The 23,876-nt window shown below is 60.6% G+C and carries 17 protein-coding genes; 11 read left to right on the top strand and 6 right to left on the bottom strand.

Annotated elements, in window-relative coordinates; genetic code table 11:
• Nucleotides 1-95: 95 nt before the first annotated feature.
• From Mal15_RS07590 to Mal15_RS07575, 4 genes are all read left to right on the top strand, one after another.
• The gene (locus Mal15_RS07590) at nucleotides 96-1,697 is read left to right on the top strand and encodes a sulfatase (RefSeq protein ID WP_147867203.1); all 1,602 of its coding nucleotides are present in this window, start codon (nucleotides 96-98) and stop codon (nucleotides 1,695-1,697) included.
• A gap of 389 nt (nucleotides 1,698-2,086) precedes the next feature.
• Nucleotides 2,087-4,897, top strand: coding sequence for a DUF1553 domain-containing protein (locus tag Mal15_RS07585; RefSeq protein WP_233903337.1), 2,811 nt, complete (start codon nucleotides 2,087-2,089; stop codon nucleotides 4,895-4,897).
• 179 nt (nucleotides 4,898-5,076) lie between these two features.
• Nucleotides 5,077-6,579 (top strand): DUF1501 domain-containing protein, encoded by a 1,503-nt coding sequence (locus Mal15_RS07580; RefSeq protein WP_147867202.1) that lies wholly within the window; start codon nucleotides 5,077-5,079, stop codon nucleotides 6,577-6,579.
• Between the two features lie 687 nt (nucleotides 6,580-7,266).
• The gene (locus tag Mal15_RS07575) at nucleotides 7,267-7,755 is read left to right on the top strand and encodes a PDZ domain-containing protein (protein WP_147867201.1); all 489 of its coding nucleotides are present in this window, start codon (nucleotides 7,267-7,269) and stop codon (nucleotides 7,753-7,755) included.
• Between the two features lie 181 nt (nucleotides 7,756-7,936).
• On the opposite strand, the gene Mal15_RS07570 is transcribed toward Mal15_RS07575, so the two are convergent.
• The 3 genes from Mal15_RS07570 to Mal15_RS07560 form a co-directional block, all read right to left on the bottom strand.
• Nucleotides 7,937-10,129 carry an FKBP-type peptidyl-prolyl cis-trans isomerase gene (locus tag Mal15_RS07570; protein WP_147867200.1) on the bottom strand — a complete coding sequence of 731 codons (2,193 nt, stop codon included), beginning with the start codon at nucleotides 10,127-10,129 and terminating at the stop codon, nucleotides 7,937-7,939.
• 257 nt (nucleotides 10,130-10,386) lie between these two features.
• Nucleotides 10,387-13,044 (bottom strand): Gldg family protein, encoded by a 2,658-nt coding sequence (locus tag Mal15_RS07565; RefSeq protein WP_147867199.1) that lies wholly within the window; start codon nucleotides 13,042-13,044, stop codon nucleotides 10,387-10,389.
• Nucleotides 13,045-13,078: 34 nt separating this feature from the next.
• Nucleotides 13,079-13,819, bottom strand: coding sequence for an ABC transporter ATP-binding protein (locus Mal15_RS07560; RefSeq protein ID WP_147867198.1), 741 nt, complete (start codon nucleotides 13,817-13,819; stop codon nucleotides 13,079-13,081).
• Nucleotides 13,820-13,928: 109 nt separating this feature from the next.
• On the opposite strand from Mal15_RS07560, the gene Mal15_RS07555 reads away from it, so the two are divergent.
• Together Mal15_RS07555 and Mal15_RS07550 are read left to right on the top strand one after the other, a co-directional pair.
• Nucleotides 13,929-14,177 carry a hypothetical protein gene (locus Mal15_RS07555; RefSeq protein ID WP_167546668.1) on the top strand — a complete coding sequence of 83 codons (249 nt, stop codon included), beginning with the start codon at nucleotides 13,929-13,931 and terminating at the stop codon, nucleotides 14,175-14,177.
• Nucleotides 14,174-14,434: a hypothetical protein gene (locus tag Mal15_RS07550; protein ID WP_147867196.1), complete on the top strand. Its 261-nt coding sequence runs from the start codon at nucleotides 14,174-14,176 to the stop codon at nucleotides 14,432-14,434. Before Mal15_RS07555 ends, Mal15_RS07550 begins: the two co-directional genes overlap by 4 nt.
• Before the next feature lie 127 nt (nucleotides 14,435-14,561).
• Here the strand turns inward: Mal15_RS07550 and xerC are convergent, their stop codons facing one another.
• The 3 genes from xerC to Mal15_RS07535 form a co-directional block, all read right to left on the bottom strand.
• Nucleotides 14,562-15,464 carry a tyrosine recombinase XerC gene (gene xerC / locus Mal15_RS07545; RefSeq protein ID WP_147867195.1) on the bottom strand — a complete coding sequence of 301 codons (903 nt, stop codon included), beginning with the start codon at nucleotides 15,462-15,464 and terminating at the stop codon, nucleotides 14,562-14,564.
• Nucleotides 15,465-15,622: 158 nt separating this feature from the next.
• The gene (locus tag Mal15_RS07540) at nucleotides 15,623-15,868 is read right to left on the bottom strand and encodes a hypothetical protein (RefSeq protein ID WP_147867194.1); all 246 of its coding nucleotides are present in this window, start codon (nucleotides 15,866-15,868) and stop codon (nucleotides 15,623-15,625) included.
• Between the two features lie 514 nt (nucleotides 15,869-16,382).
• Nucleotides 16,383-16,787 (bottom strand): hypothetical protein, encoded by a 405-nt coding sequence (locus tag Mal15_RS07535; RefSeq protein WP_147867193.1) that lies wholly within the window; start codon nucleotides 16,785-16,787, stop codon nucleotides 16,383-16,385.
• A 322-nt stretch (nucleotides 16,788-17,109) separates the two neighbouring features.
• Here Mal15_RS07535 and Mal15_RS07530 point away from each other — a divergent pair, with 322 nt between their 5' ends.
• From Mal15_RS07530 to Mal15_RS07510, 5 genes are all read left to right on the top strand, one after another.
• Nucleotides 17,110-17,319: a hypothetical protein gene (locus Mal15_RS07530; protein ID WP_147867192.1), complete on the top strand. Its 210-nt coding sequence runs from the start codon at nucleotides 17,110-17,112 to the stop codon at nucleotides 17,317-17,319.
• Between the two features lie 311 nt (nucleotides 17,320-17,630).
• Nucleotides 17,631-18,830, top strand: coding sequence for an NPCBM/NEW2 domain-containing protein (locus Mal15_RS07525; protein ID WP_147867191.1), 1,200 nt, complete (start codon nucleotides 17,631-17,633; stop codon nucleotides 18,828-18,830).
• Nucleotides 18,831-18,838: 8 nt separating this feature from the next.
• Entirely contained in the window at nucleotides 18,839-20,728 is a 1,890-nt protein-coding gene (locus Mal15_RS07520) for a S1C family serine protease (RefSeq protein ID WP_233903336.1), read from the top strand.
• The gene (locus tag Mal15_RS07515) at nucleotides 20,725-21,747 is read left to right on the top strand and encodes a S1C family serine protease (protein WP_147867190.1); all 1,023 of its coding nucleotides are present in this window, start codon (nucleotides 20,725-20,727) and stop codon (nucleotides 21,745-21,747) included. Before Mal15_RS07520 ends, Mal15_RS07515 begins: the two co-directional genes overlap by 4 nt.
• 12 nt (nucleotides 21,748-21,759) lie before the next feature.
• Complete coding sequence (locus Mal15_RS07510; RefSeq protein ID WP_147867189.1) at nucleotides 21,760-23,823, top strand: PDZ domain-containing protein; 2,064 nt, start codon at nucleotides 21,760-21,762, stop codon at nucleotides 23,821-23,823.
• The last annotated feature ends 53 nt before the right edge of the window (nucleotides 23,824-23,876 follow it).

Below are 23,876 nucleotides of genomic sequence, written 5' to 3'. Positions count from 1 at the left end.
GGAGCCAGTGTACTTAGAAGAATAATCCGTAGATTCCGACACCCTGAAAGCCAAATTTCAAATTCATCCTTCCCATCCCGATCCCAGTGACCTTTATGCTTCGCCCCAGCTTCGCCATCGCGTGCCTTGTGCTGCTGTCCTGCACCGGCCGCGGCGCCGACAAGCCCAATGTGCTGTTCATCGCCGTTGACGATCTGCGTCCGGAACTCGGATGTTACGGTTCCGACATCGCCGTCTCGCCGAACTTGGACGCCTTGGCCGAAGACGGGCTGCTGTTTAACCGAGCCTATTGCCAACAGGCGATCTGTCGACCATCGCGGGCGAGTCTGATGACCGGTGCCCGGCCCGAATCGACGGGTCTGTTTCACAACTACGTGTCGCTGCGAGAGCTGCAACCGGACATCGTCACGCTGCCCCAGCACTTCATCGCACACGGTTACGAAACCGCCTACTGTGGCAAGATCTTTCACCAGGGCGATACCGACGAACAGAACTCGTGGAGCCGCAGCCCGATCCAATCGATCAAAGGGATCAAGAAACCGGTCGGCGGCTACGCGCTGGCGGAAAATAACAAGATCAAAAGCGACAACATGAAGGAGATGCTGGCCAAGTACGGCGAGGCGGCACGTCGCGGGCTGGGCAGCGGGCCGGCCTATGAAAACGCCGACGTCCCCGACACCGCCTACTCCGACGGCTACAACACGCGACTTGCGATCGAGACGATGAAGGAGATGGCGGCCGGCGATAAACCCTTCTTCCTGGGACTCGGGTTCAAGAAACCGCACCTCAACTGGACCGCGCCACAACGCTACTGGGAACTGTACGATCCTACCGACATACCGATGGCGACCCACACCGACGCTCCCGAGGGTGGTGCCGCGATGGGGCTGCACGCTTCGTTCGAATTGCGGACCCGTGCGGGGATTCCTAAGATCGGTCCGCTGGGGCCGGAACTGTCGCGGACGCTCAAACACGCCTACCTTGCCTGCGTCAGCTACGTCGACGCCCAAATCGGATTGATGGTTCAAGCGTTGGAAGATGCCGGCGTCCGCGACAACACCATCATCATCGTTTGGGGTGACCACGGCTGGCACCTCGGCGACATGGGCGTCTGGGGCAAAGCGACGAATTATGAAATCGCCACCCGCGTTCCGCTGATGATCTGGACACCGGGGATGAAATCACGCGGCCGCCCGACCGACGCGCTGGTCGAGTTGGTCGACATGTATCCGACGCTGTGCGAACTGGCCGGCTTGCCGATTCCCGGTCACGTCGAAGGCCACAGCTTCGCTCCGCTGTTGGACGCCCCCGACAAAGAATGGAAAAAAGCCGCGTTCAGCCAGTACCCCAACCCGGCGCTCCGCGAATGGGCGGCCAACCCGCTTTCGCAAGGCATGCGGGAAACCTGGTTCGGACCGTTAATCGAACAAGTCGAACAGCGGATCATCAAGCAGATGGGACCGAAGTGGAATCGCGAACTGTTTGAACAACATCTGATGGGTTACACGATGCGGACCGACCGCTACCGATTGGTCGTCTGGCGCGATCACCGCAACCCGCAATCCGATCCGGTGTATGTTGAACTGTTCGACCACCAGAGTGACCCGGCGGAATCGAAAAATATCGCCGGCGAACATCCCGAATTGGTCCGCACACTCACCGAACAACTCGACGCCGGTTGGAAAGCGGCGTTATAGGCGGCCCGATCCCAACGGGCCTTTTTATCACGGACCGATCATTCGGTCCGAAACAGAAACGACGTCGCCAGCGACCACACGCTGCACCGCGTGTTGATTTAATTCGATCCCACGTGGGATCAGCCGTTTCGCGCGAGCGCACGGGCATTGAAACAACAAGAGATTGCCGTTGGGCCCGTAGGCTCGCGCCCAATGGCACCTACTTAATGAGCCGACGGCGCTAGCCGCGGGCCTTGGATTGCGAATAGAGAATTGTAAGGCCCGAGGCTAGCGCCAACGGCTCAGTTTGTGATTGTAAGGCCCGAGGCTAGCGCCGACGGTTCAGTTTGTGATCGGAAGAATTTAACAGGCCGCAAACGCGGCGGCTAAAGTCGATTCAGAGAAATACCATGTCCATGTTCCTATCCACATCCGATTGGAAACACGTCCCCATGCTTCGACGCGTCTTGCTCCTTTGTTTGATGTTCCTTCCCCAGGCCTTGCCAGGCGAAGAGATCGATTTCGAGGAACAGATCCTGCCGATCCTCGAAGAACGCTGTTTGTATTGTCACGGCGAAGACGAACAAGAATCGGGGCTGCGGTTGGACCTGCGTGCCCGCATGCTGCGCGGAGGCGATTCGGGGTTGCCGGCCGTCGTTCCCGGCAAACCGGACAAGAGCTACCTGGTCGAGGTGATCAATCATGTCGATGAAGACATGGCGATGCCGCCGGATGACGACAAGCTGCCCGCCGAAGAGATCGATTTGTTGACGCGTTGGATCGAAGCCGGTGCCGTCATTCCCGGGCAAATGGAGGACATCGCGAGCGAGCAATCCGACCACTGGGCATTCCAAAGCGTCGTGCGGCCGGAGGTTCCGGAAATCAAAGGTGCCGTTACCGCGCCCAGGCCCCTGACGGTCATCGATGCGTTCCTGCTGCGATCTTTGACCGAGCAAGGCCTGTCGTATTCAGAACCGGCCGACCCGCGTTCGTTGATCCGTCGCGTCTCGATCGTGTTGACCGGGATCGCACCGACACCGGAGCAAACCGAAGCGTTCATCGAAGCGTCCAAGATCGATTCCGAACAAGCCTACACCGAATTGGTCGATCGGCTGTTGCAATCCCCGCACTTCGGTGAACGCTGGGCGCAACACTGGTTGGACGTGATCCGCTGGGCGGAAACCAACGGGTCGGAAGCCAACCTGTATCGCAAGAACGCCTGGATCTATCGCGACTACGTGGTCCGATCGTTCAACGAAGACAAACCGTACGACGTGTTTGTCCAAGAGCAGATCGCCGGCGATTCGATGGGCGCGGGCGAAGCGACCGGCTTCCTGGTCGCCGGGCCGCACGTGCCCGCCGCGACGGTCGGCCGCGAACCGGCGGCGATTCGACAAGCACGCGCCGACCGCATGGACGAGATCATGCAGACCGTTGGTGCCTCGGTGATGGGCGTGACGATCGGGTGCGCCCGCTGTCACAACCACAAATTCGATCCGATCACGATCCAAGACTACTACTCGATGACCGGCGTGTTCCAAGACGTCGAATTCGGAAGTCGTTACCCGGAATTCGCCGCCGACCATCCCCGCCGTCAACGCGGCGAAGCGATCTGGAAAGAAATCGCCAAGCAACGCGGCGTCCTACGCCAAGCGGGAAGCTGGGAAGAAAACTGGGGCGCATTTCGCGAAATGCACTTCAAACCGATCACCACCACCGCGATCCGCGTGCGATTCAAAATGGCCAACGTCGGCTTGGACGAACTGGAGGTGTTCGGCCCGGAAAACTACGGTGAAAATCTGGCCCACAAGCGACGTGGCACCAAGGTCTCCGGATTCCCCGAAGACGGATTCGAAGGCCGCAACCCGATCCGACGCGTCAACGACGGCGAATACGGAACGATGACCTGGCGGGCCAAAGCGGAAAAGGACGCCGACAAACAGCCCTATGTCCGGTTGGACTTCGAACAGCCCGAAACGATCAGCCGGATCCGACTGAGCAGCAACCGCGAGTACTACTTCGACACCGATTACTTGGACAAAAAACCGTACCTGCCACGCTACGAATACGACGTCGACATCATGAAAAGCGACGGCAGCTGGCAACCATGGGTCGGGACCTGGCACACCAACACCCAATTGGACAAAGACCATCCGGAACGCAAACCGGCGTTGAAGAAGATTCAGAATCAAATCGATTTATTAAGCGAAGAGGGGCCGCGCCCGAGTTTTGTCGGCCGTTTCATCCGCCCCGACGTCACCCATGTACTGCTTCGCGGCAGCCCGGAAAATCCGCGTGACGAAGTCGACCCGGCGGGGCCGGCCATCTTCGGCGGCGACTTGGGACTGACCCAACAAGCACCGGGATCTAAACGTCGCGCCGAATTTGCCCAATGGATCACCAGCGATGAAAACCCGTTGACCGCACGCGTGATGGTCAACCGTCTCTGGCACCACGTCTTCGGCGCGGGAATCGTGACGACGACCAGCGATTTTGGAAAAGCCGGCGCGGCGCCGACGCATCCCGAACTGTTGGATTGGTTGGCCGCCGATTTCGTCCACCCGACCGATTCCGCCGACGCGGCGTGGTCGACCAAAGCGATGATCCGCCAGATGGTGATGTCCGCGGCGTTCCGTCAATCGAGTGCTCCGCGACCGGAGGGGCTGGCCAAGGACGCCGGTTCATCGCTGCTGTGGCGATTCCCGCCCAAACGGGTCGAAGCGGAGGTGATTCGCGATTCGATTCTGCAGGCCTCGGGATCGCTGGACCGCACGATCGGCGGACGCAGTTATCGCATTCACAACGAAAAGAAGACCTATGCCCAGTGGGAAGTGGTCAAGAACTACGGTCCGGAAACCTGGCGGCGGATGCTGTACCAAGAACGCATGCGTCGCGTCGACGACCAGATGTTCACGGCGTTTGATTTCCCCGACTGCGGTCAAGTCCGCGATAAACGTCCCGTGTCGACGACGCCGCTGCAGGCGTTGAATTTGATGAACAGCGATTTTGTGATCGCGCAATCCGAATTGATCGCCGAGCGAGCGGAACGAGAATCCGGCGACGAATTGAAGTCGGCGATCATCCGCTGCTTTGAACTGTTGCTTTCGCGCCAGCCCGAAACGGACGAATTGGACGCCTGTTTGGAAATGGCCACACAGACGAGTCTTTCGCTCGTCTGCCGTACCCTACTGAACACCAACGAAATCGCCTTCCTGCCCTGACCCCAGTACGCCTGTGGGTGTCCAAGCTTTAACCCAATACCGCTAAGTTGAGGCCGCCCGGACGCTGGCGCGAACCGGCTGATGTCAAACGATGATCAGCCGTTTGGCGCGAGCCTACGGGCCCTCCCCAACGGCACCGCTGGTCCCCAGGCCTACTCCCCTAACACCGCACTTAGACCATGACAAACCCAGAAAAACTCTCCCCGCTGGGGCGTCGTCTTCTCGATCGCCGCGGCTTCTTGCACACCGCCGGTCTTTCGACCAGCGCATTGGCGCTGACCAGCTTGCTCAGCAGCGACGGACTGTTGGCCGCCGACGTCAACACCTTTAGCGGAAAGACACCGATTCGTCCGGAGATCGATCCCAGCCAACCCTATGCCGCACGGCCCGGCCACTTCGACGTGCCCGCCAAACAGGTCCTGGTGATCTATTGCCCCGGGGCGGTCAGCCACGTCGACACGTTCGATTACAAACCCGCGCTGTATGACCTGCACGGCCAAAAGCCGCCGGGGATCCCCGAAGTGACCTTCGAAGGCCCGACAGGAAACATCGCCAAACCGTTTTGGGAATTCAAACCGCGCGGGGAAACCGGCAAAATGGTTTCCGAACTGGTACCGCACTTGGCCCAGCACGTCGACGATTTCGCCTTCATCCATTCGCTGACCACCGACACCAGTGCTCACCCGCAGGGCGAGAACTTCATGAACACCGGGTTCACGATGGAAGGCTTTCCGTCGTTCGGGGCTTGGGTCACGTATGCCTTGGGCACCGAGAACCAGGAACTGCCGGCCTTTGTCGCGATCAATGACCCACGCGGTCTGGCACGAAGCGGCAAGAACAACTTTGGCAACGGTTTCTTGCCGGCCGCGTTCCAGGGCACCGATTTCAGCGCCGCCGCGCCGCCGAACAACTTGAACCGTCCCGACGTGCTGTCCGCCAAAGAAGACCGCATGAGCGTGGATCTGTTGGCCAGGCTGAACGCCAAACACCTGGAACAATACCCCGACGACGCCGACCTGGCCGGACGGATCGCCAGCTATGAACTGGCCGGCAAGATTCAGACGACGGTGCCCGAGGTGATGGACATCTCCGGCGAAACGGCGGAAACGCTGAAGGCCTATGGAGTCGAAGGCGGCAGCAAGCTGCGGGGGCAATATGCCCGCAACTGCATCCTGGCCCGTCGGTTGCTCGAAAAAGGCGTCCGCGTCGTGCAGCTGTTCAACGGCAGCGACCCGGCCGGCGGCAACGGCATCACCAACTGGGACTCACACGCCAACATCCTGGAAACCCACGCGATGCAGGCGGAGATCATGGACCAGCCGACCGCGGCCTTGTTCGCCGATTTGAAACAGCGTGGCATGCTGGAAAACACGTTGGTCGTTTGGGCGACCGAATTCGGACGGATGCCGTTCTTGCAAGGCAACGGAACCGGACGTGACCACAACCCCGACGCGTTCACGTGCTTCCTGGCCGGTGCCGGGGTAAAGAAAGGCATCAGCTATGGCGAAAGCGACGAATTCGGATTCAAAGCCGCCGCCAACACCACCACGGTCTACGACTTCAACGCCACGTTGTTGCACCTGATGGGACTCGATCACGAACGATTGACGTACTATCACAACGGGCTGGAACGCCGGCTGACCAACGTCCACGGGCACGTCGTCAAGGACGTGTTGGCGTAGCACACCCGGCCCCGTACGACGTCCCTTCCGGGCATCTTCCCCGTACGACGTCCCTTCCGGGTCGTCGCACTGAAAGCTCCGCTTTCCCCCTCACACACTACCAGTACGACGTTCCTTCCGGCCGGTCGTCCGTAGGACGCCGCGCGACGACCTAGAAAGGACGTCGTACATCCCCCCCTGTACGACGTCCCTTCCGGGTCGTCGCACTGAAAGCTCCACTTTCCCCCTCACACACTACCAGTACGACGTCCCTTCCGGCCGGTCGTCCGTAGGACGCCGCGCGACGACCTAGAAAGGACGTCGTACATCCCCCCCCTGTACGACGTCCCTTCCGGGTCGTCGCACTGAAAGCTCCGCTTTCCCCCTCACACACCACAAGTACGACGTCCCTTCCGGCCGGTCGTCCGTAGGACGCCGCGCGACGACCTAGAAAGGACGTCGTACATCCCCCCCCTGTACGACGTCCCTTCCGGGTCGTCGCACTGAAAGCTCCGCTTTCACCCCCACACACCACCAGTACGACTCTCCTGGAAAGGACGTCGTACCCCAACGCATCGAAATTGGGAACGATTCTTGCAGCGGCAATTTGCGGCGGCCGGTCGGGGTGCCAACTCGGCTGCCGCACCTTGCCTGTCGGTGGCACTGGGCCTTCTCACTGGCACCCAGGAGCGTCCGAGGACATCCAAGATGAACCATTTGCATGCGGTGGTGATCGGGGCGTGGCTTCTTTGGGGATTGCCGGCGTTTGCCGATGACGATCCAGGCAACGTGCCTGCGACGAGTCAGGTTGAGGCGGGGACACCATCGACTTTGTCGCCAGCGGCGATCCAAGGCGGCGGGTTTGTCGAACCCAAACCGGGACAAGGTTCTGGCAATCCCGTTGTCGGCGGTTGGTATCTGGGCGTGTATGGCCGTTACGGCACGACGGGATTGTTGCTGACAAATGTTTATCCAGGCACACCGGCGGCCAGGGTGGGCTTGGAGGTGGGCGATCGGATCGTTGCCGTCAACGGCCGACGCATCGGTGTGTTGCCGCACGGAACGCGACGCATCGACACCGCGCTGCAGTGGTCGGCCAGTCGCTCTGGCTGGGTCCGACTCTTGGTCAGCGATCGACGCAGCGGTCGGTTGATCAATGTCGACGTGCGACTGGTACGCGGCAGCGTCCACTTTTGAGCCGACGGTTGTAGTCGATTTGGCGACGGGAGACGGCGCAAAAAGCGAGGCCGCGGCGTGAACCGCGGCCTTCGAGGGGAAAAACACGGCACGGCGACACCGTGCCAACCTCAACCAAAACGTCGATCAATCATCCTCCTTTTTCAACGAGGAACGAAAACGACCAATAGCGACTGACAAATCACTCCACCGAAACCAACTCGACCTCAAAGATCAACAAGGCGTTGGGACCGATCTTGTCGCCCGATCCACTCTCGCCGTAGGCCAATTTCGGTGGGATGTACAATTTCCATTTCGCGCCCGGTTTCATCAGTTTCAGTGCTTCGGTCCAACCGGCGATCACTTGATTGACGCCGAATTGGGCCGGCGTGTCTCCGGACTGGTCGAACACGGTGCCGTCGATCAGCGTGCCCTTGTAGTAGACGTTTACACGACTTTCATCGCTCGGCGATTCACCTTCGCCCTCTTCCAGCACTTCATATTGCAGACCGCTTTCGGTCGTCGTGATTCCTTCCTTCGATTGGTTTTCCGACAAGAACTTTTCCGCGGCCTCGAGGTTGGCCGCCGCGGCGTCATCACGTGACGAAGATGCTTCTGAACCGGCTTCCATCTCCGGCTCCGATTCTGATTCCGACGCTTGCGTTTTCGCTTCCACCAAGTCACTTCGCGTCAACGCCAATTTGTCGTAATCATCGCCGGGGATCACGTAATACCACTGGGCGAAACGGCGGTTCAGCGTCTGGGCCTTCTCTTTGCCCTGTGTAATTTTCTCCTGATAGGATTCCCACGCGTCCAAGTCCGAACGATACGCTTCCATCTTGGACTCGTACTCCTCCTTCAGCGTCTCAAGTCTCTCGGCCTCGGCTTGCTCCTCGGACGCTTCCTCACCGGATTCCTCAGACGACTTCGAATCGTCGGAATCCGCCTCCGCTTTCTCCTCGGCGTCTTTCAACTCCTGTGGCTTCTCCGGCTCGGTCGGCTTGGCAGGCTCATCGCCAAGGAATTGCGGATCGAAGTTGGCGGTGACAAAAACGTATCGGCCCGGTTTCTCGCTGGCGGGTTTCGCGGGATCGTCGCCCGACGATTTAGAATCCTGTGCCTCACCGGACGATCCGTCGCCTGATCCGTCGTCAACTTGAGCGTCGGATGAGGCGTCCTGGTCGTCACCGCCGAGTCCGATTTCCAGCTCCTCTTGACTGCCCGTAAAGACCCGTCCGAAGTACAGGTTGTACACCAATCCGTCATCGGTCGCCGTCGCCAGTTCACCTTCACGGGCGATCAACTTCAGTGTGTCACGATTGTTCTGGTCGGGTTGCAGCAAGAATCCTCGCGACAGCAAGTCGGATTGCAGGCGGTCGACGTCGCGTTGTGCGGCGAGCGCGTTGCGATCGAGTTGCAACTCGGGAGTCAGGCCGGTTTGCTTGGGACGCACCCCGGCGATTTCCAGGTTGGCGATGGCATTGACGGTGTCGCGGATCGCATCGCGATTGACCTGCTCGGTTTCCTGGTCGATCCCTTCCATCTGCCAATCATCGACGGAACTTTCGCGACGCAGCGAGGTCACCTGACGCTCGGTCACGGTGCCTTTCAGTTCATCGAACTGGTAATCGTTCAGCGTGACGTTGACGACATCCGAGCTGTTGATGTCGAACAGGTCGGTGTCGATCCAATCGGCGAACTTCGTGGACAGGTCGATGTTCAACGTCGCCACATAAACTTCGTCTTCGTCGGGATGACGGACGTAATACTGGTCGGTCTGGTCCTCGACTTTTTTACCGATGATGTAATCGGCCAGCACCGAATCGTCTTCACCGCGCAGGGTCAGTCGCTTGCCGACGCCATCGACCTGGCCGACTTCCAGCGAATCGGTTTTCGGGTTGACGACGCCGTAACGTGCATGATCGGCTTGCCAACGGGTGACCATGGCTCCGCGTTTGATCCCGATCACGCTGCCGGCGGTCCGCGCCAGTTGGTCGGCTGCATCGGCCGGGTAATTGTGGTGTGACGGGATCACCCATTGGCCGTTGTCGGTCCGCCGCACGCTGAACTGTTTCGATTCGACCTGATCGGGATCGATGACCGCGACGTTCAGTGCCGAGGCCAGCGTGGGATCACGGAACTCGGGATAGAACTCCTGGCCGACCTTGCCGTATTCGGCGATGACCGCTGGCCGGGTGGCCAGTTCGATCGCACCGGTCGCCAGCAGGCACAGCAGCGCCACGCCGGCATACAGAACGGTTCGACGCGTCTCAGATCCCATCGCGAGCCAGTGACGTTTCACCGTTTGGGCCGTCGCATCAATCGTTTCTTTGGCTTGACCACCGGATCGACTGTCGCTGCCCGGTTGGGTGTGGTTTTGAGTTACAGTGGACATGGGAATTGATCGAGAAGTTTTCGGGACGTTGGTTAGCTGGACAGCGTCACTCTGACGTAGCTACGCTCGCCAGAGCGTGGACCATGCCTGGGATCCACCTTCTGGCGAAGGTAGCTACATCGGGACGGGATCTACCTTCTGGCGAAGACAGCTACATCGGGCCGGCGATTCACGGTGTTTCATGTTCAAACTGGCGCGGTCCAGTGATTCGAGGAATTATTTAACATGCAATCTTGGGATCACCGTTATTCGAACGCTCATGCGGCGGGTTTGCGACGGCGCGAATCGACGACGCTCGTCCGTTCATCTCGTTTGCGTTGGACAAAGACGAATGCGCCCAAGGCGAACGCAGGGATGGCCGGAAGACAGACCGACCAGAACCGGATCGTCGACTCCAGCGATTTGATCTGGCGATTGGTACTCGCGCGGATCTTGCGGATCTCGTCGTTCTTTTGCTGTTCGATCTGGGCTTCCGCCAGCGACAATCGCTTCTGCTCGGCCTGTTGAGCCTGTTCGAGCATCTGGGCCTTGGCGATCGGATCCAGGTCATTGTTCTCCTGAATCTCTTTGACGCGTTTGCCCAATTGCTGGCGACGCAGCTCCAGCTCTTCGTCGGCTTGTTGATCCGCTTCCCGTTCTGCCTGGTTGGCCGCTTCCAGGAACTGTCGCTTTTGTTGCTCGACACGTACCAGCGTTCGATGAGCCGGTCGCCGGCTGCGGAGTTCGATGAACGAGTCGTCACCGACCAGCGAATCGACGGCATTCAGCACGAAGGTGACGTTGTCGAATTGGGTACTCAGGTTGCCGAGATTCCGCTCTTCGAAGAAGAAGTCGGAAATCATGTCGACGTCGGCGACGAAGATGGCGTTGACGTTGTGATCATCCGACTCGCGAGTCACGCGGGCGGCCAGCGTGTGCACGGCGGAGTCGATGACTCGAAACGGATTGCGCCGCGGGTTGGCCGTCCCCTGCATCGAAAAGAAGTTGAACCCGCCTTCGTCGACGAACTCTTCCCAATGCAGCACACCGGATTGTTTGCTGGTGTTCAACAGCGGACGAAAATCAGACTCGCCGCCCCGACGCTGCACTCGGCCGGGATACAGCGCGATCACTTCCTGCAGCCCCTTGGTCGTTTCGTCATCGGGGTTGAACGATTCGGTGTCGCTGCCGCCGCGGGTCACGAAGACGTATTCGGCCGGCAGCATCGCGAATTCGGGGTGCGGGTTGTTGACGTCAAACACACACGCGTCGTATTGCCAATCGATTCCCAGCGCGTCCAACAACCGAGTCGCTCGGCCGCCATCGGCCTTTTGCTCCGGCGGCGGACCGCCTTGCCCCATGAATCCCGAGTGGGGCGAGCGTTTGGGTTGCCGCGGGGCACCGGTAACGCCGAACCCGTTGCTGCCCAACGACAGCGGGAATGGATCGTCGAACACCAACAGCGGGCTGCCCGATTTGGCATAGTCCACCAGATGATCCATTTCTTCACTGGTCAGCGACGAGGGCATCACGGCCAACAGAACGTCGAACGCGGTGGTGTCGATGGCCGACGACGGCGACACCTGTTGGACGTTGTATTGTTTCTTCAGCTCCTGAACGATCTGCCAATCTCGTGATCCGCCCATCAAGTTGGCATCGGTTCGCAGCACGCCGACGGTATGGCGTTTTTCATGGGCGACGGTTTGGATCGACCGTGTCAGTTCATACTCAATCGGCAGCCCCTTGCCAAAGAAGGGGACGACGACCTTGTCATAGCTGCTGATGATCACGGCCCCCAAGTAGACGTCGGACTCGCTGCGGCGACCGTCCACCTCCGTCATCACTTGGACCGGTTCGATGCCAAAGTGCTCGGCTTCCTCGGCCTGTTGGCTGAACGGCTGGACGTCGACATAACGCACGTCCAGACCTTTCCCGCCCAGTTCGTCGAACTGTCGCAACAGCCCGACCAACCGCTTTCGTGTTTCGACGTATTCACGCGGGACATCGGGGCTGATGAAGGCCTGGATTTCGATCGGTCGCTCGGTGTCCAACTGGTCCAGGATGTCGTGTGTCGCGGGCGAAAGGCTGAACAGTCGCTCGCCGGTGGCATCGACGCGCAACACGCTGTAACCGGCCCAGGTCGTCACACAGGACAACACGACGGCGACGCTGATCGCACGCACCGCATATTGAACTCCGATCGCCGGCTCGCTGCGGGTATGCCAATGACGCCGAGTCATCAGGGTGTGGTTCAGATACAACATCACGACGGTGAAACCGGCAAAGTACAACAAGGCGGTCAGCGGGATCACGCCCATGCCAAAATCGCGGAACTGTTCTCGCAAGCTGAATCGGTCCAGCAGATCTCCAAGCCCGATCGTGGCGCCGATCTGTCCGACGAACACCGGCAACGCACAGATCACGATTCCCAACACGAACGCGACCGTCATGTTGGCCGTCAACATCGACGCCAGCATCCCCGCACTCAACATCGCCGCACCGGCCAGCCAGTAGCCGAAGTAGGTCGTTGCGATCAGCCCCCAATCGGGATTGCCCAGGAACATTAAAACGAACACGTGGGCCATGGAGAAAACGAGCGCGACGCTGTACACCGCGACGACGGCCAAGTACTTGCCGACCAGGATTTCCAATTCGGTCGCCGGCAGTGTGAACAGCAGCTCGTCGGTTCCCGACTTTCGTTCGTCGGCCCAGACACTCATCGTCACCGCGGGAACAAAAAACAGCAGCAACAACGGGTACCACTCGGTCAACTGGTCCAGTGTGGGTTCGTTGCCAGTGAAGAACCTGGCATTGAACGCCAGGGCGCCACCGAGCACAACGAACACGACGATAAACAGGTAACCGAGGACGCCGGAGAAATAGCCGGCAAAGTTACGTTGAAAGATAGCCCGAATCACTTGTTGTCGAAGTTGCATGGTCGGTTCTCAATCGATTCGCTTCTTTTGGAGGTTAGGCGGCGACGGTCAATTCACGGAATTTTTCTTCCATCGCATCACTGTGCTCGCCGAGCTGGTCGGTCGGTCCGTCGAACACCAACCGCCCCTCGTTGATCATCACCACGCGGCTGCAAACGGCGTGGACTTCTTGCAAGATGTGGGTGGACAACAGCACCGTCTTGGTTTCACCCAACTCACCGATCAGCTCACGGACCCCGTGCACTTGATTGGGATCCAACCCGCTGGTCGGTTCGTCCAAGATCAACACGTCGGGATCATGCAACAATGCCTGCGCCATCCCGACCCGCTGGCGATAGCCGCGGGAGAGTTTTCCGATCGCTTTACCCCAGACGTCGTCGAGCGAACATTGGCGGCGGACCCAGTCGAGTCGTTCTTGCAAACGGTCGGGCGACAACATCCGCGCCTGGCCGACGTAACGGAGGAATGCGTGGGGCGTCATCTCGGAATACAGCGGTCCGTTTTCGGGCAGGTAACCCAATCGCTGGGCCGCTTCGATCCGGTCTTGGTGCACGTCGTGACCGGCGATTTTCGCCGTCCCGGCGTCGGGCGACAAAAACCCCGTCAGCATCTTCATCGTCGTCGACTTTCCGGCCCCGTTGGGGCCCAGGAAAGCGCAAACCTGGCCGCGGGGGACCTTCAACGAGATGTCCTCCGCCGCGGCAAACTGGCCGTAGTACTTGCACAAACCGTCGGCGTGGATCATCCAAGGGAGATCCGTCGGGGCGTCCGCCATGGAGTCGTTTCCTCGTTGCTGGGTTAGGGAAAGGGGGATGCGGTTGCAGGACCGATCGCATGGCAAGCGTCGTGCCAATCGGGCAATTCGGTCGGCGCACGGAAATTCGATGTTTGTCGCCATCGGCACGCCCCGTCACAGGCGACAAACTGTCGTGATCGACCGACAACTTGACGCGGTGAATCAAGAAGCCCCCGCTCCTGGCAGGACGATTTTTCATTATGGCGGTGCGTTCTGGGCCGAGCAGCGAGGAGAGGCCTTCCGCGACGATCGGCACAACGATTGCAACAACGTCAAAGTCTTCGTCTTCGACTCTCACCCATCTGATGCAAGTTTGTTGGAGGAGAATCAATCGTGAAGGGTATCCCTGCCGTATTGGAACTGGTGGGCATCGATCCGTCGCGTTTTGACGAACTCGATGTCGCTCGTTGTGTGGCCCGATTGGGCGGATCCATGATCGGACGACAGATCGTCTTCAGCGACACGTCACAGTTGGACGCGGCGCTCGACGAGTTGTTTGCACGCTTCGGTGCCCAAGCGTTCTCCTGTGGCGATAGCGTGAACGCCCCCTCGTCCCTCGAACCCGAACACCGCTTGGAGGTCTCCCATGCCTGAATGGCCTGAAAACCTGTTGTCCCTGACGTTGTTGTCCGGCGGCGTGGTCGCCGCGCTGGGGCTGGTCGCCCTGGTCACCTACATGGCGTTCTTTCAGAAGCCGTAGTGGAACAGCATCCCTTTGCGCTCACTTGGCGCGTGGGTGAGCCCGTTCGTAGACCATTCGCAAGCTGGCGGCGCTGACGTGGGTGTAGATTTGCGTGGTCGCCAGACTTTTGTGACCGAGCAATTCTTGGACGCTGCGGATGTCCGCGCCGCGGTCCAACAGGTGCGTTGCGAAGGAGTGGCGCAGCGTGTGCGGACTGGTTCGCGCGTCCAGACCGGCCACGGCCAAGTGTTTCTCCAACATCCGACCCACGCTGCGCGTGGTCAGGATGTTGCCGAACCGGTTGACGAACACCGGCGCTTTGCGGCCCAGCGATTGCGTCTTGTCGCTGCGGCAGCGGCGCTTGGCATACGCCTGGATGGCCTTGATGGCAAACGAACCGAGCGGGCAGATCCGTTCCTTGCGGCCCTTTCCTCGGACGCGAATGATTTGATCGTGCGTGTCGATGTCACCGTCTTGCAATCCGACCAGTTCGCTGACACGCAAGCCCGCCGAATACATCGTTTCCAGGATCGCACGATCGCGCAAGCCGTCGACTTTGTCACCCGGCGGGGCCAGCAACAACCGTCCCACTTCGTCGTCGGTCAACACGTGCGGCAACTTGCGTTGTCGGCGAGGGTTCCGCAGCGGCTTGGCCGGGTTGCTGGACGCCAGCCCTTCGCGCATCGCAAACTTATAAAAGCTCCGCAACGCCGCCAGCTTTCTCGCGATGCTCGATCGTGCATAATCGGCTTGCTGGAGCGCCGCTTGAAATGATCGCAGTTCCGCAGGCGAAAGCGAATCGGGATCCGGCACGCGACCGAGCGTCGCTTCCAACCACTCGACAAAGCTGAACAGATCCTCGCGGTAGGATTTGATCGTCAACTCCGATGCGTTGCGTTCAGTCACCAGATAACGCAAGAACTGTGCAATCGCTGAGTGCATGCAGGCTCCTAGTGCTCTGTCAGCATCAAATGTTCGGGTTGCGTTTGTCGAGCGGAAAAGGGGTCAGGTACCAAAAATGCGGAGCCCCCTTCGGGCCATTTGGTTTTTGGTACCTGACCCCTTTTCCGCGGCGCCCTAAGTTAAAAGTTGACGCAGCACTAGCTGAAGTCTTCCACCGACAGATTGTCCAATTCGTTGTCGATCAACAGGTCGTCGTCGACGGGCACGGCATCGCGGATCTTGCGACTCAACATCGCGGCGTCGTACCAGGAAAAATCCAAATCCGGATTGGCGGCAAAACGGGCGAGTTGGCGTAGGGTCTGGTCACGATTGGCATCATCGAACATGAAGATGAATTTTTCGTCGCCTTTGACCAAAGCCAGAACGTTGATCTCTTTGTCCATCTGCGTGGGATGCCTGCGATTGAGCGGAAGTCACGGTTGCAAAACGGGGCGGCGGAGGAGATCGATTCCTTTCGATCAGTACGGCTATCGGCCCCAGGGTGAGCTATCGGCACGGAGTGATGTGGGACTGAGCGGTGTTGGCGGGGAACAGGTTGCTAGCGACCTTTGACCGCGTTGTCGTCGCTACCAATGCCAGTGATTCCCGAAACATCCAAGGTGATACAATCGTTCAAGTCGCCGAGACGTCAGGCAAGCGCGCGATGCGCGGCCGAGGCAGCAACAAATGAAGAAACCCTCCCTGGAAGGGAGGATCGATCGCAGCGAGGGAAGGGCTGAGTGGCGTAGACGCCTCGTTCCAGGGCTCCGCATTGGAAAGCGCTAAAGGTGTGGCTCCCCCCACACACGCCGCGGGCGAGCACGAGGCGGAGCCTCTGGAGATTTCCGTTCCCAGGCGGAGCCTGGGAACGAGCCCCGTAACGGGACGACCTTCACCGGGCAGGGGCAAACGCGGCACCTAGCGAGGGTACACGTACAGCGGCACGACGACGGTGTGCCGGTACGGGTAGCGGCTGCTCATCATCGGAATCGAGTTCCAGTTGGGTCGCAGCGGCTCATAGCCAGCCCACAGGTTTCGCTCCATCCGCTCCATCCGCTGTTGCGAACGGTATTGCGCTCGGGCTTGGCGGATCTCGGCGGCGGTCCGTGGGCCGGTCGACAGGTCGGACGAGCTGGGGATGGCGTCGATCAGGTGCGGCGCGGCGACGACGTCGGCATCGTCGGTGGTGGGTTTCGCGACGACCGCATCGGGTTTGGCGATTTCGGGCAGCGGAAATTGTGCAGGTGCGTTGTCGGCCAACAGGACCAATGCCATTGCGGCACATGCGGTGCCCAGCAGCCCGTTTTTAAGATTGGATTTCATGGGATTCCCCAGGGTGAAATTGGAAGGGCGGGTGGGAATCGGATCGGCAGATCGGCCCTGGGGTGTGAACCGCGGCAAAAACGTGACGCCAAATACCTTCGGAAATGGTCGGTTCATGCCGGTTATCGGGTCACCGATGGTTAATTTGCTGCCATTGGCCCGTCGGGACCGAAAAGTCACCCGACCGGGGATGGTCATTCCTGGCAAGTCTGCAAAGAATGTCTCGGCTGAACCGAATCACTCTGCTTCAACCCTGTCGTCTTGCCGCAGCGGTGAGGGCACAGGGTCCCGCCCCCCATCACTCGATTCTCGGAGAACCCCAATGAGCAACGCTTCACGAACCTTTCTCGGCACGGCCGCAGCGGCACTGATGGTGTTCTCACTCGGCTGCCAACCTCCCAAACCGCCGGCACCGGAGACCGCCGAGTCGGTGGCCGCGACCAGCAGCAACACCAGCACGAGCAATACCACCAGCAACATGACGGGCAACACGACCGCGGCAAGCGAAACGCCGGTCGGAGAAACCCCGTAAGGATCCGGCCCGATCCATTCGCGCACCTGACGAGGCGTTCGGAGGGTCGCCGTGTTCTCCGAACTCGGCGTGCGTAATAAAAGCGAGGCGATGCCCCCCGCCGACCTCGGAGAGGACGGCGACTGTCTAGCCCCATCAAAAGCGAATCTGTGCTGGAAGACTCGTGATGCGCTGCCAATTGGGCCAATCGCCAGGCTTGACTGGTGATTCGTTCGGCGCGGTGTTGTGATAAACTGTGACGGTTGTGGCTTTCTACCATCCAAGCCCGCCGTCGATCGTCACCCGCCCCACGTCTCAATCGCCCGCGCTTTATGAAACGTCCCCCGTGGTTTTCCGCGATTCCGTTCGTCGCCGTCCTCGGCTGTGTCTCGTTTGCCGTACCGTTTTCCGCGACTTGCCGGGCGGCGGTGGTACAGATCGAGTTGACCTCGGGTGAAACGGTCCGTGGCCGCTACGCCGGTGTGGCGGGGACCTCGGTGCAGTTACAGGTCGATGGTGAATCCTCTCACCGCATGCTTGCCGTTGACCAGATCGTGTCGCTGCAAGTGGCGGACGCTCGCGAATCTTCGGCCGGGCCGGCGACGAATGTCACCCTGATCGATGGGACATCGATTTTCGCTCGAGATGTCACCGCGGATGATTCGGCGGTCACGCTGCAGCCGCAACGTCAGGCGGAACTCCGTCTGCCGATCGGTCAGGTGCAATCCATTCGATTTCGGCCCGGCGGACCGGCAACCGACCCCCAGTGGCTGGGGCTGGTCGACAAGCCATCACGCAGCGATCGAATGGTCATCCGCCGCGGCAATGACCAACTGGATCCGATCGAAGGCGTTGTGGTCGGCCTGGATGCTGAACAGCTGCGGTTCGAATTGGACGGTGACCCGATCGAAGCACCACGCGATCGACTTGAAGGCGTCTTCTTTCGAACCGCCACTGACCCCGCAGCCTCGTCCGCGGTGAAGATCACCACCATCGATGGATCGATCTTTCTGGCGTCGCGACTGGAACCCAGTGAGGCGACCGATGCGGTGGAGATCGTGTTACCGGGGCAAGTCCGCCACCCAATCCCTCTGGAACGCATCAAACGAATCACCTGGGCCAGCGGACGGATCCTGTTGGCCCAAGCGTCTGCCGCATCGACCCGAATGTCCCCCTACCTGGCGACGAATTTGCCGGCCGATTTGACCAGCGATTGGTTCGGACCGGCGGCCCAGGGCGAGGACTTGGTGATGGTTGCCGGCGGCGCGGCGGAGTACCGCGTCGAACCGGGATTCCAAACGCTGGCCGGCAGCGTCGGACGGGATAAACTTGTCACCGCCGGCGGTACGGTGATCATCCGCTTGGTCGTCGATGATGTCGTGCAGTGGGAGCAGGCGTTGGCCGAATCTGAAAGCAAAGGGTTTCGCATCCCGGTCGCCGGCGCTCGGCGCGTGCGGTTAGAAGCCTTGGCCGGCGATGACGGTGACGTCGGAGATCTGATCCGATTCTTTAAACCCAGGTTGATGAAGTGAACCGCCGAGTGAAATTTAAACTGCCGCGTTCAATCGCGATGCTCACCGCGGTCTGTCTCGCCGCATTTGGCTTGGGAAACGGGGCACGCGGCCAAGACGGGGTGCAACTTGCCGCGTCGGTCGATGGTCCCATCGAATTGGACCCGCTGTTGCAAGCGGCTGAACGGGCACGGATCGCAGCGGTCGATCGTGCCCGCCCGAGCGCTGTCAGCGTGTTTGTGCCCGGCGGCGGAGGAGGAGGCAGCGGTGTCCTGATCTCTCCGGAAGGCTATGCGCTGACCAATTTTCACGTCACCAGCCCGGCCGGAACGTTCATGCGGTGCGGGTTGAGTGACGGTCGCGTCTATGACGCCGTCTTGGTGGGACTGGATCCGGTCGGCGACCTGGCCATGATTCAATTGCTCGGCCGCGATGATTTCCCCTACGCCACGCTGGCCGATAGCCGCCAAGCCCGTGCCGGTGACTGGTGCATGGTGATCGGCAACCCGTTCCTGTTGGCCACCAATTTGCAGCCCACCGTCACCTGGGGAATCCTCAGCGGCGTCGGACGTTACCAATACCCTTCCGGGACGCTGTTGGAATACGCCGACTGCCTGCAAACCGACGCGTCGATCAATCCCGGCAATTCCGGCGGACCGATCTACAACGATCAAGGTGAATTGCTGGGGATCGTCGGCCGTTGCTCGTTCGAAAAACGCGGCCGAGTCAACGTCGGTGTGGGGTACGCGATTTCGATCAACCAGGCCAAGAACTTTCTGGGTTATCTTCGCAGCGGGCGGATCGTCGATCACGCCACGCTGGGAGCGACGGTGACCACTGATCCCGACGGCGGCGTCGTGGTCAGCAATATTCTGGAGTCCAGTGACGCCTACCGACGCGGCCTGCGTTACAACGCCCAAATCCTGGAAATCGACGGCCGCCCGGTGATGACCGCCAACGATGTTCAAAACGTCTTGGGCACCTTCCCCAGTGGCTGGCGGGTGAATGTCGCGTTTCGCAACCAGGGAGTCACGACCCGCGTCCCGGTGCGATTGATGAGTGTGCATCGTCAAGACGAATTGCTGGCCAAGATGGCGTCGGCCCTGCCGCCCCCGCCGCCGGTCCCCGACCAACCCGATGACGAAGACAACGGTGAAGGAGAAGGCGAAAAACAAGACGACGATCAAGACGCTGAACAAGGTGGGGATGAAAAACCAAAACGCCCCGATTTGAAACGCCAACGGCTGCCGCCGGGACACGGCGCTGCCAAACCGGCGATCCCCGAAGCGGTCGCCGATCTGATCGTCCAGCGTCGAGGGTTTGCCAACTATCACTTCAACCAAGTCGAACAAGATCGGTTCATTCGGTCATTGAGGAGCCAATTCCCTGCGAACCAATTCGCCGAAACGGATCAATCCAAAACCACGGCCTGGACGATTACCGGCAAGACGGGCGACGCCGAGGTGAAGCTTTCGGTGGCCGACGATCAGTACGCGATCCTGGTCGGCGAAACCGCGATGCAGGCGACCAGGCGGTCGGAACTGTTTGACGCGGTCGACACCGATTCGATCGCCGGGATCCTGCCCGCGCTCGACGCTTGGCGCACGATGTTAAAACTTGGCCCGGAGAAGTTCGGCGAGGCCTATTACCAAGGCACGATGCCGCTGGGCGGTCAGCGACCGCTCCGCGATTGCCTGGTCGGCCTGTACGGAGAAATGGAAGTCCGCTGGTTGTCGCACCCCGAGACCGGTCTGGTCGAGTGCATCGAAGTGGTCGCCGATCGAGATTCGGACCCGGCGGAGGTGTGGATCCGGCGCGAGGGAGACGACATCAGCGGGCTCGAACTGCGGTACGGAACGGACGTGTCGCTGGACGTTTCGATCAGCGACTGGACCCAAACCGAGAGTGCACCGCAATGATGCTTCGACCGAATTACGCCTTCGCGTCGGCGGCGTTGCTGTCGCTCGTCTGCCTGTCGGTTCTCCCGATCGCTTCGGCCCAACCGCCGGTCGCTCCCGACGCACGTGATGTCCAGCAACGCGTCGTCAAAATCTACGGCGCCGGCGGCATCAAGGGACTGGAAGCCTATCAAAGCGGCTTTCTGGTTTCGCCCGAAGGTCACATCGCAACGGCATGGAGTTATGTGTTGGATGTCGAACCGATCGTCGTACTCGATGACGGTCGCCGTTTCGAATCCAAGATCGTCGGGATCGAACCCTCGCTGGAACTGGCGGTGTTGAAGGTCGATGCGTCCGATCTGCCGTACTTCAAAGTCGACAAAGAATTGAACGCCCAATGGGGTGACCCGATCTTGGCGGTCAGCAACCTGTTCGGCATCGCCGCGGGCAACGAACCGGCCAGCGTGATGCAGGGGATCATCGCCGGGGTGACCAATTTGGACGCACGTCGCGGCACGTTTCAAACGCCCTACCGTGGCAAGGTCTTGATCCTGGACTTGATCGCCAACAATCCGGGGGCGGCCGGCGGTGCGGTCGTCGACGCCGATGGGCGTCTGATCGGGATGTTGGGCAAAGAGCTCCGTGACAGCGGCACCGGTGTCTGGCTGAATTATGCCTTGCCGATCGATTCCCTGCGCACGGCGTTGGGCGACATCATCGCCGGTCGTGCGACGACCGTGCCCAAGGAAAACAATCCCGTGCTGCGTCGCGACCAGTCGCACAATCTGGCAACGTTGGGGTTGGTGCTGGTGCCCAACGTCTTGGAATCGACACCGGCCTACATTGATGCCGTGCAGTCCGACTCGCCGGCGGCGGAAGCGAAATTGCGGGCCGACGACTTGATCTTGCTGCTCGATGGACAGCGTGTCGGGGACCAACAAACCCTGATCGATTTACTGCGTCGGATCGATCGCCGCGATGCGGTTTCCATCACGATCCAGCGCGGCAACGATGTGCTGCCCGTTCGTTTGCAACCCTAGGAGCCCCGTCGCGTGCTGAATTTGAACTCGATCCGCTGCCTGCTGTTGGCGGCGGCATGTCTGCTGCCGAGCGTCCGCGCCGCGGCGCAGAATGACACGGCGCAGAATGACACGGCGCAGAATGACACGGCGAAGAACGACACTGCTCGAAAGGACACTGCGGAGTACCGTCAAGCCATGGCGAGCGCGGTGCGGAACGCGGCCGAGCGGGTCTTGCCGTCGGTCGTGTCGATCGAAGTGATCGGTGTGGCCGAAGTCGCCGGCGGCGGCAACCGGCAAAGCGAAGTCGCGCAAGACGCGCCGTCCTGTGGCGTGGTCGTCGATGCCGACGGATGGATCGTCGCATCGGACATCATCGTGCGGCGACCGTCGGCCAGCATCCTGGTCGTGTTGCCCGACCAGACGCGGCTGGCGGCCACGATCGTCGCGCGTGACCATCACCGCGGCCTGGTGATGCTGCGCGTCGAATCGAACACACCACTGATTCCGCTGGAATTCCCCGATGCGGTCGACACGCCGGTCGGATCGACGGTCGTCGCCGTCGGTCGCTACGGCGGTGATCGGTCGCCGATGGTCAGCAGCGGCATCTTGAGCGCCACCGGTCGATTGGAAGGCACGATGCTGCAAAGCGATGCCCGCGTGTCGCCGTCGTTTTATGGCGGCCCCCTGGTTGATCTGTACGGTAACGCGATCGGTGTGCTGGTCCCGGCGGTCGCCGAAGGCGGGGCGCCCGACGACACCAGCTGGTATGACTCGGGGATCGCGTTTGCCGTCCCGACCCCCGTGCTGACCAACAAACTGGAACGATTGCGCAGCGGGCAAGACATCCGCAAAGGGCTGATCGGCATCGTCCCCAAGGCCAAGGACCCGTACGCCGAAGACACCGAGTTGGCGGCGGTTCGCAGTCGATCTCCGGCCGAAAGGGCCGGCATCGAACCGGGAGATTCCGTCGTTGCCATCAACGGAAATCCCGTGCGGATGTTTCAACAGATCAAACAAGCACTCGGTCCCTACGATGCCGACGAGTCGATCGAGATCACGTTGCGACGAGACGGTGAAACGCGAACGGTCACCGTCACGCTGGCCGAGTCGATTCCGCCGTTGAATCCCCAGCGACTGGGGGTCTGGCTGAGCGAGAACGCAGTCGAGGCCAGCAATGAAGCAGACAACGAGGCCGAAGTCCAAAGCGAAGTGGTCGTCCGCGCGGTCGTTCCCGACACCGCAGCCGACGGCAAGTTGGAACCGGGCGATGTGATCAAAAAAGTTGACCAGACCGAAATCAACGATGTGGCCACGATCGGTCGCATGTTGATCACCGCGGTCGCGGACGAAGAACTGACGCTGGCCGTTGAGCGTGACGGAGAGCCGGTGGAAATTAAACTGACCCCCACGCCGATCGCCGGTCCGACACTCAAAAAAACGATCGAGCAGTGGTCCGGCGACGCACCGGAAAACCCCTGGGACGTCCAGCAACTGCGGCTGCCCGATGTCCCCAACCTGGCCGCCTATGTAGCGCCCAAACCGGATCAGGTGGCCGCCGAGCAGTTGGCCGAGCAAGGATTGGCCATGCTGGTGTTGTTGCTCGCTCCGGAGCAGCGTGATCCCGCCGAAGCGTTGCAGCCGTGGCGTGATGCGGCCGGCCGAGCCGGCGTGGTGGTCTGCGCGATTTGCAGCGAAGACGAACAACGTTGGCAGCAGAAGGAGATTGACGTCATCTCCCGGATGACGACCTTGATGGCCCAACGCGTGCCGATCAGCGCCAGTGCCGTCGCAGCCAACGGCGCCCTGAAAGACACTGCCGCGTCGGCGGCCGATTCCATGGTGATCGCGATCGCACTGTCGGACCGCAAGAACTTTGCCGGCATCGCCGTTGCGGCCGATGCGAAACCGCCCGCGGTGCGGCTGCGAGAAAACGAACCCGACCGCGCCCTGGAAATCATGCTCCCGATCGACTCGCTGGACGACGGGCCGACCTGGCTGGCGCCGCTGGCGACCGCCGGCTACCCGATCTCCTTGGGCGGCGACACCCAGGCCGACGACCTGCTGCGCTGGGTCCGGTTGTTGCAAACGATTTGAGTTAAACTTTGTGCGATCCGGCTGCGATCGATGATCGCGCACTCGACTCTCGT

Origin of the sequence: Stieleria maiorica, assembly GCF_008035925.1 — a bacterium.
GTDB lineage: Bacteria > Planctomycetota > Planctomycetia > Pirellulales > Pirellulaceae > Stieleria > Stieleria maiorica.
This window is presented reverse-complemented; position numbering and strand designations above follow the sequence as displayed.

Bases quoted from the DNA above. Each gene is read 5' to 3' on its own strand.
- Mal15_RS07590 (WP_147867203.1), top strand. From the start codon at position 96: ATGCTTCGCCCCAGCTTCGCCATCGCGTGCCTTGTGCTGCTGTCCTGC.
- Mal15_RS07585 (WP_233903337.1), top strand. From the start codon at position 2,087: ATGTCCATGTTCCTATCCACATCCGATTGGAAACACGTCCCCATGCTT.
- Mal15_RS07580 (WP_147867202.1), top strand. From the start codon at position 5,077: ATGACAAACCCAGAAAAACTCTCCCCGCTGGGGCGTCGTCTTCTCGAT.
- Mal15_RS07575 (WP_147867201.1), top strand. From the start codon at position 7,267: ATGAACCATTTGCATGCGGTGGTGATCGGGGCGTGGCTTCTTTGGGGA.
- Mal15_RS07570 (WP_147867200.1), bottom strand. From the start codon at position 10,129: ATGTCCACTGTAACTCAAAACCACACCCAACCGGGCAGCGACAGTCGA.
- Mal15_RS07565 (WP_147867199.1), bottom strand. From the start codon at position 13,044: ATGCAACTTCGACAACAAGTGATTCGGGCTATCTTTCAACGTAACTTT.
- Mal15_RS07560 (WP_147867198.1), bottom strand. From the start codon at position 13,819: ATGGCGGACGCCCCGACGGATCTCCCTTGGATGATCCACGCCGACGGT.
- Mal15_RS07555 (WP_167546668.1), top strand. From the start codon at position 13,929: ATGTTTGTCGCCATCGGCACGCCCCGTCACAGGCGACAAACTGTCGTG.
- xerC (WP_147867195.1), bottom strand. From the start codon at position 15,464: ATGCACTCAGCGATTGCACAGTTCTTGCGTTATCTGGTGACTGAACGC.
- Mal15_RS07540 (WP_147867194.1), bottom strand. From the start codon at position 15,868: ATGGACAAAGAGATCAACGTTCTGGCTTTGGTCAAAGGCGACGAAAAA.
- Mal15_RS07535 (WP_147867193.1), bottom strand. From the start codon at position 16,787: ATGAAATCCAATCTTAAAAACGGGCTGCTGGGCACCGCATGTGCCGCA.
- Mal15_RS07530 (WP_147867192.1), top strand. From the start codon at position 17,110: ATGAGCAACGCTTCACGAACCTTTCTCGGCACGGCCGCAGCGGCACTG.
- Mal15_RS07525 (WP_147867191.1), top strand. From the start codon at position 17,631: ATGAAACGTCCCCCGTGGTTTTCCGCGATTCCGTTCGTCGCCGTCCTC.
- Mal15_RS07515 (WP_147867190.1), top strand. From the start codon at position 20,725: ATGATGCTTCGACCGAATTACGCCTTCGCGTCGGCGGCGTTGCTGTCG.